Source organism: Streptococcus phocae (assembly GCF_001302265.1).
Taxonomy (GTDB): domain Bacteria; phylum Bacillota; class Bacilli; order Lactobacillales; family Streptococcaceae; genus Streptococcus; species Streptococcus phocae.
The window spans coordinates 1-16142 of record NZ_LHQM01000001.1 but is presented as its reverse complement, the minus strand read 5'-3'; the positions used below and the strand labels follow the sequence as shown (position 1 = coordinate 16142).

General features: G+C 39.6%; 13 protein-coding genes and 3 tRNA genes. All 16 read right to left on the bottom strand.

The window, feature by feature from the left end:
• Positions 1–34: 34 nt before the first annotated feature.
• The gene (gene purH, locus AKK44_RS00080; protein ID WP_054278000.1) at positions 35–1582 is read right to left on the bottom strand and encodes a bifunctional phosphoribosylaminoimidazolecarboxamide formyltransferase/IMP cyclohydrolase; all 1548 of its coding nucleotides are present in this window, start codon (positions 1580–1582) and stop codon (positions 35–37) included.
• A gap of 82 nt (positions 1583–1664) precedes the next feature.
• Complete coding sequence (gene purN / locus AKK44_RS00075) at positions 1665–2225, bottom strand: phosphoribosylglycinamide formyltransferase (RefSeq protein ID WP_054277999.1); 561 nt, start codon at positions 2223–2225, stop codon at positions 1665–1667.
• Positions 2222–3241, bottom strand: coding sequence for a phosphoribosylformylglycinamidine cyclo-ligase (gene purM, locus AKK44_RS00070; RefSeq protein WP_054277998.1), 1020 nt, complete (start codon positions 3239–3241; stop codon positions 2222–2224). The genes purN and purM overlap by 4 nt, the downstream gene beginning before the upstream one ends.
• A 115-nt stretch (positions 3242–3356) precedes the next feature.
• The gene (gene purF / locus AKK44_RS00065) at positions 3357–4811 is read right to left on the bottom strand and encodes an amidophosphoribosyltransferase (RefSeq protein ID WP_054277997.1); all 1455 of its coding nucleotides are present in this window, start codon (positions 4809–4811) and stop codon (positions 3357–3359) included.
• A 124-nt stretch (positions 4812–4935) separates the two neighbouring features.
• Positions 4936–8661 (bottom strand): phosphoribosylformylglycinamidine synthase, encoded by a 3726-nt coding sequence (locus AKK44_RS00060; protein ID WP_054277996.1) that lies wholly within the window; start codon positions 8659–8661, stop codon positions 4936–4938.
• Positions 8662–8761: 100 nt separating this feature from the next.
• On the bottom strand, positions 8762–9469 hold the full coding sequence (gene purC, locus AKK44_RS00055) for a phosphoribosylaminoimidazolesuccinocarboxamide synthase (protein ID WP_054277995.1): 708 nt from the start codon (positions 9467–9469) through the stop codon (positions 8762–8764).
• A 153-nt stretch (positions 9470–9622) separates the two neighbouring features.
• Positions 9623–9865, bottom strand: coding sequence for a phosphopantetheine-binding protein (locus AKK44_RS00050; protein WP_054277994.1), 243 nt, complete (start codon positions 9863–9865; stop codon positions 9623–9625).
• Positions 9858–10865 (bottom strand): phosphate acyltransferase PlsX, encoded by a 1008-nt coding sequence (gene plsX / locus AKK44_RS00045; protein WP_054277993.1) that lies wholly within the window; start codon positions 10863–10865, stop codon positions 9858–9860. The genes AKK44_RS00050 and plsX overlap by 8 nt, the downstream gene beginning before the upstream one ends.
• Before the next feature lie 97 nt (positions 10866–10962).
• Positions 10963–11733, bottom strand: a complete 771-nt coding sequence (gene recO / locus AKK44_RS00040; RefSeq protein ID WP_054277992.1) for a DNA repair protein RecO — start codon at positions 11731–11733, stop codon at positions 10963–10965.
• 215 nt (positions 11734–11948) lie between these two features.
• Positions 11949–12911 (bottom strand): ribose-phosphate diphosphokinase, encoded by a 963-nt coding sequence (locus tag AKK44_RS00035; protein WP_037595625.1) that lies wholly within the window; start codon positions 12909–12911, stop codon positions 11949–11951.
• A 227-nt stretch (positions 12912–13138) separates the two neighbouring features.
• On the bottom strand, positions 13139–14356 hold the full coding sequence (gene pcsB / locus AKK44_RS00030; protein WP_054277991.1) for a peptidoglycan hydrolase PcsB: 1218 nt from the start codon (positions 14354–14356) through the stop codon (positions 13139–13141).
• Positions 14357–14451: 95 nt separating this feature from the next.
• Positions 14452–14955, bottom strand: coding sequence for a rod shape-determining protein MreD (gene mreD, locus AKK44_RS00025; protein WP_054277990.1), 504 nt, complete (start codon positions 14953–14955; stop codon positions 14452–14454).
• On the bottom strand, positions 14952–15749 hold the full coding sequence (mreC, locus tag AKK44_RS00020; protein WP_236686631.1) for a rod shape-determining protein MreC: 798 nt from the start codon (positions 15747–15749) through the stop codon (positions 14952–14954). Before mreC ends, mreD begins: the two co-directional genes overlap by 4 nt.
• Before the next feature lie 102 nt (positions 15750–15851).
• Positions 15852–15939: transfer RNA gene (locus tag AKK44_RS00015), tRNA-Ser, on the bottom strand.
• Positions 15940–15944: 5 nt separating this feature from the next.
• Positions 15945–16018, bottom strand: a tRNA-Ile gene (locus AKK44_RS00010).
• 27 nt (positions 16019–16045) lie between these two features.
• A tRNA-Gly gene (locus AKK44_RS00005) sits at positions 16046–16116 on the bottom strand.
• Positions 16117–16142 lie beyond the last annotated feature (26 nt).

Here is a 16142-nt window from a genome sequence, read left to right as displayed (position 1 = left end):
CGGTATTTTTTATCAGAAAATGATGTTAATGAGTTTAATGTCTAAAATGTCTCACTCCTGTAAAGACCATTGTAATGCCATGTTGGTCGGCCATATCAATAGAATCTTGGTCTCGAATAGAACCACCAGGCTGAATAATAGCCTTAATGCCTGCGGCAGCAATTTCTTCAATATTATCAGCAAAAGGAAAGAAAGCATCACTAGCTAGGGCTGCGCCTTCCAAACGATTCTTAGCTTGCTCGATAGCAATCCGAACAGAGCCCACACGGTTGGTTTGACCAGGTCCTACACCCAATGTCATGTGATCATTGGCAATCAAAATACCATTTGACTTGACATATTTAATGGATTTCCAGGCAAATTCTAAGGCTTCTTTTTCCTGCTCACTTGGTTGACGCTTGGTCACTACTTGCCATGTCTCTGCTTTTTCTTCAATAACGTCTTGATTTTGGACCAGCATGCCTCCAACAACACCTGTATATTCAGCTTCTATTTCACTAGCATTCTGCTCATCAAATGGCAATTCTAGCAAACGAAGATTCTTTTTATTCGTTGTTAAAATGGCTAGCGCTTCGTCAGAATAACTTGGTGCAATAATAATTTCTAAAAAGATGCCATGCATTTTTTGAGCGGTCGCTGCGTCTACTTCGCGATTCAAAACCACAATGCCACCAAAAATCGACACAGGGTCTGCTTCATAAGCAAAGTCCCAAGCCGTCTCAATATCCCCTGCTTGCCCAATGCCACAAGGATTCATGTGTTTGAGGGCAACAACTGTTGGGCGGTCTTTGAAATCACGAATAATACGAATCGCTGCATCTGCATCACGAATATTATTAAATGATAATTCCTTGCCATTTAGTTGCTTAGCTGAGGCAATCGAGTATGCTGTCGGCAAAGCCTTTTGATAAAAATCAGCATGCTGTTGTGGGTTTTCCCCGTAACGCATTTCTTGCTTCAAATCATAAGTCAATGTCAGTTTTTCGGGCTTGTTTTCTCCAACTTGTGCTGTAAAATACTCAGCAATCAACGCATCATAAGCTGCTGTATGGCGAAAAACCTTAGCTGCTAACCGCTGACGTGTCTCATAAGTCGTTTCCCCATCAGTTCTTAGCTCTGCAAGAACACCTGTGTAGTCACTTGGGTCAACAACCACTGTCACGCTGTCATGGTTTTTTGCTGCAGACCGAAGCATCGAAGGACCACCAATATCAACGTTTTCAACCGCTTGTCCGTAGGTAACATCTGGTCGTGCAATGGTTTCTTTAAACGGATACAAGTTAACCACCACAAGATCAATCAAGTCAATATTGTTAGCCTTAGCAGCTTCTAGGTGACTGTCTAAATCGCGACGCGCCAACAAACCACCGTGAATATTCGGGTGGAGAGTTTTGACACGTCCATCCATCATTTCAGGAAAACCCGTCACATCATCAATCGCAATAGTCGTGACACCTGCTTTTTCTAAAGCTACTCTTGTGCCTCCTGTGGAAATGATTTCCCAACCACGGTTTTTTAGTTCCTGAGCAAAATCTACAATCCCCGTTTTATCTGAGACACTAATTAGTGCACGTTTCGTCATTTTTTATTCTCCTTAATTAAAATACAGCTAGTAACCCTACGTCATACAGGAAGTTACCAAAGATTCGGTCCTTGCTCGTCTGCTAGAGAGGCTTTTTTTCAACACCTAGAGCCATCAAGACTTCTGGATAAAGCTTATACTCTGCGTCGTGAATTCTTGCTTCAAAGTCTTCAAAGCAATCACCTGCCAGGCGTGGCACGCGTACTTGTTGGATGATTTGACCAGTATCAATGCCACCATCAATCCAATGTACCGTCACCCCAGACTGAGCAACTCCAGCATCCCAAGCATCCTCTATCCCATGGGCGCCCGGAAACTCAGGTAAATAAGCTGGGTGAATGTTAATCATTCGTCCTTCATAAGCCGCTAACAAGCGCTCACCAACAATTTTCATATATCCTGCTAAAACCACCAAATCAATCTGATGCTCCTCTAGCAAACTCACCAAAGCATTTTCATAGGCTTGCTTTGTCTCAAATGCTTTAAGCTCAAAATGATATGCTGGCACTCCCAAAATACGGGCTCGCTCTAGCACATATGCGTCAGGTTTATCTGAGAACACAAAGGCAACCGGAAATTGTTCTGCAATTACCTGAAAATTAGACCCGTTGCCAGATGCAAAAATAGCTATCTTTTTATTCATTTAATCACAACACGCTCAGTCGTTTTATCGACAATGCGCCCAATCTCATAAACTGGTTCATTAAGCAATGCTTTGACACGCTCAACATTTTCTGGTTTGACCGCAAGCACTAGTCCAATTCCCATGTTAAAGATTTCAAACATTTCATGATGATCAATGTCTCCTAATTGCTCAATCACTTGGAAAATTGGTAGCACAGGTACTTTAGTCTCATCAATCTCAGCAGCTAAGTGGTCACTAAACATTCTAGGAATATTTTCAACAAAACCACCACCTGTGATATGTGCAATCCCGTTTACCAAGCCTTCTTTAACCAAAGGAAGTACCGCTTTAACATAAATACGTGTCGGCTCTAAAAGCACTTCTTTTAAGCCTTTGCCATCTAATTCCGGAAGCATCTCATCACCCGTATGATCTGCAAAAACACGACGAACTAAGGAATAACCATTTGAGTGGATACCACTTGAAGCAAGACCGAGAAGAACGTCTCCCGAAGCGACCTTACTACCATCAATAATTTGTGATTTTTCAGCGATACCTACCGCAAAACCTGCAAGGTCATAATCATCTTGACCATACATGCCAGGCATTTCAGCTGTTTCACCACCAATGAGTGCTGCTCCTGCTTGAACGCACCCTTCTGCAACACCAGCGACCACTTGCTCAAGCTTTTCTGGTTCGTTTTTTCCTGTGGCAATGTAGTCTAGAAAATAAAGTGGCTCTGCTCCTGCTGCAATGATGTCATTAACACACATGGCAACACAATCCTGACCGATAGTATCATGCTTGTTGTACTGAATGGCTAGCATGAGTTTTGTGCCTACACCATCTGTACCTGAAATCAAGACAGGTTCCTTGACACCTGTTTGCGACAGGTCAAACATGCCCCCAAAGCCTCCTAGAGCACCCATAGCACCCGCGCGTTCCGTGCGAGCGACGTGCTTTTTGATTCGTTCAACAACTTCATAACCTGCTTCAACGTCAACACCTGACTGAGCATAAGCATTTTTAGACATATTTTTCTTCTTTCTGTTTTGAAAATAGCAGCGCAAGAAACTTTTTTAAGAGAAACCTCTGGCAATAGCCTCAAAATAGAAGCTGATAACCTCATCTCTCAAAAATCCCTTGTCGCTATTTTACTTTTTCAATGTAAAAACTGGTTTTTTCTTCCAAACTACGAAGGTACTCTTCCTCGTAATCATACAGTGGCGTTGGGTATTTGCCATCAAAGTAGGCCACACACAAACCACCATTAGGGGCATCTGTGTCCAAACCGATAGCGTCTACCATACCGTCTAAGGATAAATAGGTAAGGCTATCTGCTCTAATAATGTCACAAACCTCATCTACCGTATGATTGGCAGAAATCAATTCCCGTCGGGTCTGAATATCAATCCCATAAAAGCACGGGTATTTTAATTCAGGACTGCCAATAGCAACGTGCACCTCTGTTGCACCTGCCTCACGCAATAGATTGACAATACGACGCGAAGTGGTTCCACGAACAATGGAATCGTCGATCATTACCACGCGCTTGCCTTTAACAACTCCTGAAACAGCTGATAATTTCATACGAACACCCTGTTCACGCAACTCTTGAGTTGGCTGGATAAAGGTCCTCTGGGTGTATTGATTCTTGACCAGTCCCATTTCGTTTGGAAGACCCGATTCTTCTGCAAACCCCATGGCTGCTGACAAAGATGAATTGGGCACACCAACCACTATGTCTGCTTCATGTTTAAATTCCTGCGCCAGCCTTTTTCCCATTTCTTTACGAGCGGTGTGGACATTAACCCCATAGATAGTAGAATCAGGACGTGCAAAGTAGACGTATTCCATAGAACAAATCGCTAACTGGGTCTCAGTCGTGTATCGGTCATACGTGATTCCTGTATCATCGATGATAATCATCTCGCCAGGCATAACATCTCGTACCCACTGCGCTCCAATAACTTCAAAAGCACAGGTTTCACTAGAGACCACCCAAGCACCATTTTTCATTTGCCCGATTGAAAGAGGTCTAAACCCATTTGGGTCAAGCGCTGCAATCAACTTATCCTCCGTCATGAGTAGGTAAGCAAAACCACCCTTGACCGTATTTAGTGCTTCTTTGACCTTGCCAATAAAATCAGGATGATGGCTTCGACGAATCAAATGCATCAAAATTTCTGTGTCAGACGAGGCATTAAAAATGGCTCCTTCACGTTCTAGCTCTTTTTTCAATGAGAGGGCGTTGGTTAGATTTCCATTGTGACAAAGACCAAATTGAGCATCTGTAAACTGATACAAAAAGGGCTGAATGTTATTGATTGATGCTGTTCCCGCAGTTGCATAGCGAACATGCCCAATCGCTGAGTCTCCGGTTAATTTATTTAAATCATCTTGATTTTTAAAGACGTCTGATAATAAGCCGATATCTCGATGCTGATGGAGTTGTCCTTGATCATTCGAAACAATCCCTGCTCCTTCTTGACCTCGGTGTTGTAGACTATGTAGTCCAAAATAGGTGACTTGAGCGGCATGAGGATGACCCCATATCCCAAAAACACCACACTCTTCATTGAGAGATTTTACTTCGTATGTCATTTTTACCTCTATATGAGTAGGGCTTTTACCCTTTATTTTTAATAATCAGCGCTACTCCTTGACTGTCTCATAACAGTCAAGACTTAGACATTGATTCTGTTTTGAAATCACCAAATGGTTCAGCTTAATTTTTCGTAAAATAATTCACTGCTGATATAAACAACTGTTGATCTTTTTGACCAGGAATATTTTGAAAGAGACCGTCTTCATAACGTTCAGAATGCCCCATTTTCCCAATAATTTGACCATTGCGACTTGTGATTCCTTCAATAGCGTGGAGAGAGCCGTTAGGATTATACCTCGAATCCATACTTGGTTTACCTGAAAAATCAACATATTGACTAAAAATTTGACCATAAGCTCTTAGCTCTGCAAACTCTTTCGCAGTAACCACGAATTTTCCTTCGCCATGTGACACTGGGATAGAGTGAATGTCACCAACTGCTACCCCATTCAACCATGGAGAGTTGGTGTTGGCTATTCTTGTTTCAACCATTTTGGCAACGTGTTGGTTGGCATCATTATAAAAGAGGGTTGGACTGGTTTCATTAGCATCTTCAAAGTTTCCATAAGGCAATAAACCTGATTTGACAAGAGCTTGGAAACCATTACAGATACCAATAATTAGACCACCACGATCAACAAAAGCATCTATCGCACGGCGAACCTTCTCGTTTAACAAGATGTTAACAATGAATTTTGCCGATCCATCCGGCTCATCCGCTGCTGAGAAACCTCCTGCAAAGAAAAGAATCTGTGCTTTTTGAATATGTTTTACCATCTCAACCACAGAAGCTTCAATAGCTGCTTCATCTAAGGTCACAAAAGGTACGAGCGCAACTTCTGCTCCAGCTTGCTCAAAAGCTTTAGCTGAATCGTATTCAGAGTTTGTTCCAGGAAATACTGGAATATAAACCAATGGTTTTGCAACTTTCTTTTGGTTTTTAATCACTGACGATGATACAACAGCGGGTACTTCTTCTAAAAGGTCTGACTGTTCAAACACTGTTGGGTAAACGTCTTCTAATGTCCTCTCAAATGCTTTTAAGAGTTTGTCTGCTGACATGGTTAACTCATTTACTTGCACCTGAAACTCAGAGACCGTTTCTCCAATTTTAATAGCTTCGGAAATCACTTCTTTTGAGGTAAATAAGAAGCCTCCTAGTTGTGCACTCAATGCCTGATCTAAGTTTGACAACACGACATTTGCTCCAATACGATTACCAAATGTTGCTAAAGCAAGAGCCTCTACCACGCCTCCATATTTTACTGCTGAAGCTGAGGTAATTTGATGCTTTTCTTTGATGACATCAAAGGTGACAAGATTCCGTTTGATCACATCAAAGGCAATGTCTTCTGAAAGAATTTGCCCTGGCAAATAGTAAATAGATTCCCCAGCGGTTTTAAATTCTGGTGATAACACATGATTAACATCTGCTGTTGTCACCCCAAATGCAACTAAGGTTGGTGGAACAGTCAATTCTTCAAAAGTACCTGACATAGAGTCCTTACCTCCGATAGAAGGTAGCCCTAATTGCAACTGCGCTTCAATCGAACCAAGCAAGGCTGAAACAGGTTGACCAAAGCGGTCTGCTTGCTTGTCCATTCGTTGGAAATATTCTTGATAAGAAAAACGTGCCTGAGACCAACGGCTTCCTGCTGCTGCCAATCGTGCAGTTGCTTCAATCACAGCATATGCTGCACCATGATACGGAGACCATTCTGCTAAATAAGGATGGTATCCTTGCGCAATAACTGAAGCAGTCGTTGTGACCCCATGCTGAACGGGGAGCTTTTGAACGGATGCCTCTGTCGGTGTAATTTGATAACGACCTCCCAGAGGGTGATTAACCGTTGAACGGCCAACCGAACTATCAAAAATAGTCTGTAAGCCCTTTTGGCTACTATGATTAAGATCTGATAAAACTTCTATCGTATCAGCTTCTAAGGTATTTAATGATGTCTTGCGTTGTTCTGGTAAGGCAGTATTGCTATCAACAACTCTTGCATCTACTACCACGCGCACACCATTCGTGTCTAAAAATGAGCGTTCAAGATCAACAATGGTCTGACCATTCCAGGTCATGACTAAACTTGGTCGTTCAGTAACCGTTGCAACCACAACAGCATCAATGTTTTCCTTATGACATGCTCTAATAAAACTGTCAACGTCACTTGGAGCAACCACAACCGCCATGCGTTCTTGTGATTCTGAAATGGCTATTTCTGTCCCGTTTAAGCCTTGATATTTTAAAGGAACTTTATTGAGGTCAATGGCAAGACCATCAGCTAATTCACCGATAGCAACACAAACACCTCCTGCACCAAAATCATTTGATTTTTTAATGAGGCGTGTTACATCACCATCACGAAAAAGACGCTGAATTTTACGCTCTTCGATAGCGTTACCTTTTTGAACCTCTGCTCCTGCAGTCTCTACAGACTCAATCGTTTGAACCTTAGACGATCCTGTAGCCCCACCGATACCATCACGACCTGTTTTTCCTCCTAAAAGGATCACTTGGTCTCCTGCTTCTGGTTTTTCACGGACAACATTTCTTTTAGGAGCGGCACCAACAACAGCTCCGAGTTCCATTCTCTTAGCGACAAACCCTGGATGAAAATACTCTTTGACATATGTCGTGGCTAAGCCAATTTGATTACCATATGAAGAATACCCATGAGCAGCTGTTTTGGAAATCACTTGTTGTGGCAACTTGCCCTTGCGTGTTTCGGATACAGGTTCGGTGATATCTCCTGCTCCAGAAATCCGCATCGCTTGGTAAACATACGAACGACCTGACAATGGGTCACGAATGGCTCCACCAATACAGGTAGCAGCGCCTCCAAAAGGTTCAATTTCTGTTGGGTGATTATGAGTTTCGTTTTTAAACATCAAAAGCCAAGGCTCTTTGACACCATTAACATCAACCTCAATAGCAACTGAGCAAGCATTGATTTCGTCAGATACTTCCATATCATCTAATCGTCCCTGTGCACGCTCATATCGTCCAAAAATAGTAGCCATATCCATTAATGTTTGTGGCTTTTCCGAGCGTCTAAGCTCTTCACGCATGTTTAAATACTTATCATAAGTCGCTTGGAGTTGGTCTTTAAATTTAGAAGCCGAAAAATCAACTGTCTTTAATTCTGTCTCAAAAGTCGTATGACGACAATGATCTGACCAATAAGTGTCTAAAACTCTCAATTCTGTCTCGGTCGGAACTCGCCCAATAGACTTGAAATAATCTTGAATGAAGAGTAAGTCAGCTACCTCCATAGCCAAACCTTGTTCCGACTTGTAACGAGCAAAATCCTCGGCATCGTAGGTTTCAAACACGTCTAGTCGTGGAATTGTTGTTTCAGATGCTAAAAATTCATGAAAAACAAGTTCTGCCGTAATATCTTTGAACCGCGAATCAACTGGATTTAATAAATACTGTTTTAACGCTTCTACTTCAGTAGCATCACTGTCTTTATTCACCAAGTAAAGCTGTGAGGTGAACACATGGACATCACTAGAGCTACCTAATAACAATAAAGCTTCTTTTGAACTTGCTGCGCGTTGGTCAAATTGTCCAGGCAAAGACTCTATAGCAAAGAAAGTGTAGCTATCCAATGCATCTTGCACAGCTTCTTCTGTCAATAAATGATCCGTCACTTGCTCAGCAAAAATATGCTTTTGCGCACGCGCCACTAAATCATCTGCCAAATTAAAAACATCATAGACTTGGATAATGCGTAAGTCGGTCACTGTTTTTAATTGTAAGTGATGGGTTAATTCTTTTAGCAATGATTGAGCCTTAATCTGAAAATCTGATTTTTTCTCAACAAAAATACGTTTATTCATGTCTGGTTCCTTTTTATTTAACGGGTTTGGTCTAAGTATTGAATCGTAACACTGCCTAATGTCCTAATCTTACGAGAACGTAACAGCAAGAGAATATCAATTAGTCGAGAGCTTTTAATCGGTCAAGTACAATCTGATAAGCATCTGTCAAACTGCCCAACTGGCGTCTAAAGACGTCCTTGTCCATATGATTGCCATCAGCATCCCACAAGCGACTATTGTCAGGAGAAAACTCATCTGCCAAGACAATATTGCCATCCTTATCAAAGCCAAACTCAAGTTTAAAATCAATCAATGTCAGACCAACCTTACTAAACCAATCACTAAGTAGCTCATTAATACGATGGGTTTCCTTTTTAATGTAAGCAATCTCGTCATCATTGATAAGTTTTAAGCATTTGATGTGCTCGTCATTCATAAAAGGATCATCCAAAGCATCACTCTTATAATAAAACTCAATAATAGGTGATTCTAGCAAATCGCCTTCTGTTAGTCCAAAGCGTTTCGCAAAAGAACCTGCAACCACATTGCGTAAAACAACCTCCAAAGGAATGACCCGAACCTTCTTATTCAATTGTTCTGTCTGAGAGACTTGCTTAATAAAATGAGTGGCTACGCCCGCAGCATTCAACCATTTAAAAATCAGAGATGATATCTGATTATTAAGAGCACCTTTTCCAGCAATGGTTTCCATACGAGCACCATTGAGCATCGTAGCTTGGTCTTTATAAACCGATAAAATAACATCCTCATCTTCTGTAGCGTAGATGTCTTTTGCTTTACCTGAATAAATAAGTTGGTTTGACATTTAATTGTTCGCCTTTCGTGCGCTTTTTTATTAAAGGATACCATATAGAGAGTAAATATTCAATATTTTTATTTACTTTTACCAATCAAAATAACTAAATGTTCGTTTTTAATCACAAAAAAAAGAGCTGCAGCTCTTTTATACTTTTTGACCTCAGTGTAAACGGACTACCAAATAATCTACCAACTCTCCTATGGAGGTCATTGTATCGATATCTTCATCTGGAATAGCAATCCCAAATTCATCTTCAACATTAATCACAAATTCCACCAGTTCAATGGAATCAACTCCTAAATCATCTCTCAGATGAGTTTTTTCGGTAATCTGACTATCTAAGTTATCTTTTTGTTGACGCATCAACAATATCAACTTTTCTAAAATTGCTTCTTTAGTCATTCTTTTCAGCCTCCTTAGAAAAGGCTGTCGCTAATTGTCCAACAAGGTCTGTCTCCAACATGACACGAACCTGTTTAATGGTGTGGAAAATAGCCTTGGCATCACTCGAACCGTGTGATTTTACCAGCGGAGCTTTCAAACCAAATAAAACAGCACCACCGGCATTCGAGTAATCCAAAGTATTTTTCAAATCATAAAGGCTGTCCTTCAAGAAAAAAGCACCCATTTTAGCTTTCCAACCACCAGACTTAATCGCCTCTTTTAATTGCCCTGTTATAGCTATTGCTGTTCCTTCGATAGATTTCAGCACAGCGTTTCCTGTGAAACCATCTGCAACAACGACATCCGCAACTCCTGACATCAAATCACGTGCCTCCACATTACCAACAAAATGCAAGCTAGTATCAGCAGCTAAGAGCTCATAAGTTTCTTTTCTTAGAGCATCTCCCTTGGTCATTTCAGTGCCATTATTGAGCAAACCAATACGGGGCTTAGCAACACCACGCACTTGTTTGGCATAAAAAGAACCCAAAACAGCGTATTGATGTAAATGAGCTGCCGTATTTTCCGCATTAGCTCCTAAGTCCAACATATCAAAACCTTTACCGTCCATGGTTGGCATTGTAGACATCAAACCTGGACGGTCAATTCCTTTTATACGCCCAACAACAAAGAGCCCTGCCGCCAATAGTGCACCAGTATTTCCAGCAGAGAGAATAGCATCTGCCTCACCATCTTTAACAGCCTTTGCGGCTAAAACCATCGAAGAATTTTTTTTACGACGGATAGCTTTAGCAGGCTCATCATCAGAATGAATCTTTTCATCAGTATGAATAATAGAAACACGATTAGACTCAATTAAATAAGGTTTAATTTTTTCTTCATCGCCATAAAGCTGAATTTCGATATCCGAAAAGCTTTGAATAGCTTTATTAACACCCTCAACAATAGCTTTAGGGGCATTATCCCCCCCCATAGCGTCTATAGCAATTTTCTTCATTTTTGCTCCTTTAACCTATTTTTATGATGAAAATAGTGTATTTATTATAGCATATTACACTTATATTTCCCATAAAACAGTAACATTATCCTTAGTATTAAGGCTTATCATTTTCTTTCATGACGTCACCCCATTTATCCAAATCATCAATAAACTGCTTGCTTTTCAATCGAATGCCTACATAATTATCGTACAACTCATCGATAAAAAAACGTAGCTTCTGTTTCATCTCTTTGCTTAACTGGATTGTTCGCAACTCCTCAAAACGAATTGTCTGAAATCGCCCCAATAAATAAATCACATTAGGATCCAATCGATAACGCCGGTCATCCTCGTGGACATGTTGTGGACACAAGACACCCGAATACTGATGCGAAAAATCAAATGGTAGTCCTTGCCGATGGCAGAAAACACATTGTTGAAAATTCAACTGGATGCCAAAACGACCCAACAGTTGTATCTCAAAAATATTAGTCAAAATTTCATAATCTAGACCTTCTTCCATTAAATCAAGTGTCTTCTTTAAAAACGAAAACAGTTGTGGATCAGGCTCTCCATCTGAAATGGCAACATCTGCTAAAGACAAAATATATGACGCATAAGATAGTCGAAACAAATCTTCATTAATTCGCCGATACGTTACGACATGATTATAGTCTTCAATATAAGACAAGCCTGAATCATTGATTTTCAAAATAAACTCCGCAATGGTCAATGGTTGAATCACAGAGGATAGCTTTGAATGACTCACATGCTTGATGAAAAACATCCGCTTACCCGAAATTTCTGTAAATATTTTGACTAATTTATCATCTTCTCGGTAATTTTTATTATAAAGAATAACTCCAAGTGATTCTATCGTTTGCATAATTCCCCACAAAATTTAGTTTGTTCTCAATTCTACTCATTAGCACAGCTTCCCAATTTATCATAAAATGGGCTTATCCACTCTTATTATACACAAAGTGCTGCTCTTTTCATGATTTTTAGTTATCCACAATTTATCCACAGGCTCGAAGGCACCTTAAAAATTCTCTAAAATAAAACAGTCTGAGAATAACTGATTCCCAAACTGTTTGATCATTATTTACCCATTTCAAAAAGTGGAGAAAGTGGACGTCTTTCGTGAATGCGGATAATCGCCTCAGCAATTAAGTGGGCAATTGAAATTTGTTCAATCTTAGGAATGAGGCGTTCTTCTGGCAGATAAATGGTATCTAAAACAATCAATTTTTCAATCGCTGATTTTTCAATATTCATCAATGCTGGACCAGACAATACAGGGTGGGTACATGAAGCGTAAACTGCTGTTGCACCAGCTTCGGCTAAAGCATCCGCCGCATGACAAATGGTACCAGCTGTATCAATCATATCGTCAATCAAAATGCATTTTTTACCTTTAACATTACCAATAATATTCATCACTTCACTAGTGTTCATTTTATCAACACTACGACGCTTATCAATAATAGCAATTGGTGTGTGGAGGAATTGTGCTAGTTTACGAGCACGCGTCACACCACCATGGTCTGGACTAACAACAACAACATCTTCACCCACGAGACCATGACGATCAAAATAATCGGCAATAAGAGGTGCTCCCATCAAATGGTCAACAGGAATATCGAAGAAGCCTTGAATTTGTGCAGCGTGTAAATCTACTGTTAATAAACGGTCAACTCCAGCAACTTCTAGCATATTAGCAACTAATTTAGATGTAATTGGCTCACGCGAACGCGCTTTACGGTCTTGACGAGCATAACCATAATAAGGCATCACAACAGAAATTTTTTCAGCGCTAGCACGTTTTAAAGCATCAACCATGATTAAAATTTCCATCAAATTGTCATTAACTGGTGAGCTCGTTGATTGTAAAATAAACACATGGTGCCCACGGATAGATTCTTCGATGTTTACCTGAATTTCACCATCTGAGAATTGACGTACCGTAGACTTACCTAATTGAAGCCCCATAGCAGAAGCAACTTTTTCCGCTAATTCTTTGTTTGACGAAAGCGCAAACAATTTTAAATCAGAATAAGACATTTTTTCCTCCAAAGTTTTAATCCTATACCATTTTAACGCTTTTTAACCAATTTATCAAATGAAATTAAAGAAAACATTAAAAATATCGTAAGTCATTCTCTTCACAGCTGCTTATGATAGTCTAGCAAAGACAGGTACAAAAAATAATCAGATAATCTTTCTTTTCTTATCATATAAAAAAAGAGGACACTAGTGTTCCCTCTTTATCAATTATGATATATTTTCTGTTAACGGTAAATAAAGTAGTGTGAGCCAGATGCATTGACATCAAAGCTACCACGGTAATCTCCGATAGATTGATTTCCTGAGTAGTTAGATTCCATAACAGTAATTGTCGAACCAGATACTGAGGTAACATAAGCAACATGCCCATAACCATTACCGTCATATGGCCAAACAATAACCGAACCAACTACTGGAGTTGAGCCTGTAGAATGCCCTGCGGCACGTGCGCTATCTCCCCACTGGTTAGCATTTCCCCAGTTATTACCAACCCAAGGTGCCAATGACTTAGCTCCCCAAGTACACTGCCCGATAGGATAAGTGTTTCCTGAGCTATAAGAAACTTGTGGTCTTGAAACAACAGGTGTAGCAACCATTGCTGATGGAGCAGGTGTAGCTGCAGGCGTACTAGGAGCAGGTGTAGCTGCAGGCGTACTAGGAGCAATCGTTACCACTGCTGCCTGCGCCCTCTGTACCGATTGTGCTTGTGCACTTGCTTGTGCGGCTTTTTCAGCAGCTGCTCTTTCAGCTTCTGCTTTTGCTTGTGCGGCCGCTTTTTCAGCTTCTGCTTTTTGAGAAAGTAAGGTTGCTTTCTCATTTTCCGCCGTTGTTAGCTCCAATTTTAAATTAACAGTAGCCACCTTTAAATCAGCTTGCTGTGTTTTCAAAGCATTTTGATTAGCTTCAATAGCTTCCATATTAGTTGCTATCGTATTGATTGCCAACTGATTAGCTTTTTGTTTTTCGACAATTGCTAATTTGTCAGATTTTTGCTGTTCTAACATTTTAGCATTTGCCGAAATAGCTCTATTAATAGCAACAAGACGAGTGATAGCATCAGAAATTGATTTAGAGTTCAAAAGTGCGTTAATATAGCTTTGTGTTGTACGATTTTTTTGAGCACTACGAGCTTGATTATCCAATTTTTCATTGCGCGCAATAATTTGACTCGCCAATACTTGAATCTCTTGTTCAAATTGAACTGATTTTAAATTAAGTTGTGTATTTTCTGTAGCTAATTTATCTTGCTCAGACTGTAATAAACTAACTGCTTTTTCCAAAGCTAGTACTTCTTTTTGAGCAGCACGCTGTTGCGCATTAAGATTTGAAATAACTAAATCCTTTGCTACAATCTTCGCTTGAAAATCTTCTGCTCCAACTGTAGTTGCTGTTCCAAGTGTTATTCCACTTACTAGAACTGCAGATAGAATTCTTTTTTTCATAATGTTAAAACTACTCCTTTTCGATAAGACATCTTATATTCTACCAAAAAAATAGGGTTTTAATGTTACGCAATTGTTACAGTTGTATGTAATAATTAAGCTTTTTGCTTTCTTATCAGGTTTTTCAAGGCTAAAAAGGTAATGAAATTGAAAAATAAAGTTGGCAACATCTGAAAAGTCAGAAAATAAGACAGCGTCAAATGGGTCAAAGAAAAATAGCGTGCAGCGATAAAACTCATCACATCTAGTAAGAAAATAAAGATGAAAAATAATAGAAACAGTTGGAAACCTCCAATAACCTTAGGAAATAGTTGAATCAAACAAATGATAAAAAAAGTCACCAAAGGCAAAGAAAAGATAAAAATTCCTAACTGATTAAAATAATAATAATCAAAAATAAATGCTATCAGAGTAGCAAAAAAGAGCATTGAGCGCTTTTCACTCATATGAACTAAAAATATTAAAAAGAAAAAGACAAAAAAGTGACAGGAAATCTTATACTCCGAACTAAAAATTGCATTGACTGCATTTGAAATATGAGTATCCATCAAAAAAAACAGAAATAAAAAAGGAAAACTATAAATTCTTTGCTTAATCATGATTCTCCTTTTCTAGCTACAAGAACATAATTAATGTGATCGAAATCTGCAAATAAAGAAATCAATATTTGTCGTTTTAAACGATCAGGTGAATCAACAAATCCCACTACCTTACCAATTGGAATATCCGCCAATGTCTCACCATCTAAACCACTGGTGTAAACCTTAGTACCTAAGGAAACAGGATTATTGGAATTAAATTCACTAATTACCATCGTTTGAGAGTCCACCTGAAACTGTTTTAAATTACCATAAATAATAGTCTTATCAGATAACATTTTGACTGGCAAATCAATCTCTTTGCCACTCGTTAATAACTCAACATGAGCAGATGATTTACTAGTACTGGTCACCTGACCCAATAAACCAGCTTCAGAAGTTACCAAAGATTTCTTTTTCAAAGAAGTTGCATTGGTGTCAATAATAACAGTTTGACTCCAACTATAAGGGTTTCTAGAAATAATTTTTCCAAAAATAGGCTTATCAGTATCCCATTTAGTGGATGATAGATGCAATAATTGCCTCAACTCATCATTTTCAGCTTGCAAATTCTTCTCTCTAAAGGCCTTTGCTTTATAAATTTTAAGTTCTTTTTGTAATGTTTTATTATCAGAAAATGTCGATATTAATGCATGACCCTCAGAAATACTTTCTTTAATAGCAAAAAGAGGTCGTGACACAAAAGAATCAAACTGAGTCATAGGACTTCGAAGCATACTGGCAACATACGGAGAAACCGATGTGCGATAGACCATAAAAATGAGGGAAAAAAATAAGCTTGCGATGGTTAGCATTAAAAAAAAGCGATACAATTTTACTCTATGCAAGTCAGGATACCTCTATACAAAATGAAATTAAAAAAAACGATTATCTTATCGATAATCATAGTTTAACGACGGAGAATAAGGGATTCGAACCCTTGCGCCAGTTACCCGACCTAACGATTTAGCAAACCGTCCTCTTCAGCCTCTTGAGTAATTCTCCATATATGGGCACGAGTGGACTCGAACCACCGACCTCACGCTTATCAGGCGTGCGCTCTAACCACCTGAGCTACGCGCCCATTCCAAGTTATCCTTGGAAATTATAAAGCGGGTGACGAGAATCGAACTCGCGACAACAGCTTGGAAGGCTGTAGTTTTACCACTAAACTACACCCGCGATATAAAATGGCGCGAGACGGAATC

Bases quoted from the DNA above. Each gene is read 5' to 3' on its own strand.
- mreD (WP_054277990.1), bottom strand. From the start codon at position 14,955: ATGATTAAGCAAAGAATTTATAGTTTTCCTTTTTTATTTCTGTTTTTT.
- AKK44_RS00060 (WP_054277996.1), bottom strand. From the start codon at position 8,661: ATGAATAAACGTATTTTTGTTGAGAAAAAATCAGATTTTCAGATTAAG.
- mreC (WP_236686631.1), bottom strand. From the start codon at position 15,749: ATGCTAACCATCGCAAGCTTATTTTTTTCCCTCATTTTTATGGTCTAT.
- purC (WP_054277995.1), bottom strand. From the start codon at position 9,469: ATGTCAAACCAACTTATTTATTCAGGTAAAGCAAAAGACATCTACGCT.
- purF (WP_054277997.1), bottom strand. From the start codon at position 4,811: ATGACATACGAAGTAAAATCTCTCAATGAAGAGTGTGGTGTTTTTGGG.
- AKK44_RS00035 (WP_037595625.1), bottom strand. From the start codon at position 12,911: ATGTCTTATTCTGATTTAAAATTGTTTGCGCTTTCGTCAAACAAAGAA.
- recO (WP_054277992.1), bottom strand. From the start codon at position 11,733: ATGCAAACGATAGAATCACTTGGAGTTATTCTTTATAATAAAAATTAC.
- purM (WP_054277998.1), bottom strand. From the start codon at position 3,241: ATGTCTAAAAATGCTTATGCTCAGTCAGGTGTTGACGTTGAAGCAGGT.
- purN (WP_054277999.1), bottom strand. From the start codon at position 2,225: ATGAATAAAAAGATAGCTATTTTTGCATCTGGCAACGGGTCTAATTTT.
- AKK44_RS00050 (WP_054277994.1), bottom strand. From the start codon at position 9,865: ATGACTAAAGAAGCAATTTTAGAAAAGTTGATATTGTTGATGCGTCAA.
- pcsB (WP_054277991.1), bottom strand. From the start codon at position 14,356: ATGAAAAAAAGAATTCTATCTGCAGTTCTAGTAAGTGGAATAACACTT.
- purH (WP_054278000.1), bottom strand. From the start codon at position 1,582: ATGACGAAACGTGCACTAATTAGTGTCTCAGATAAAACGGGGATTGTA.
- plsX (WP_054277993.1), bottom strand. From the start codon at position 10,865: ATGAAGAAAATTGCTATAGACGCTATGGGGGGGGATAATGCCCCTAAA.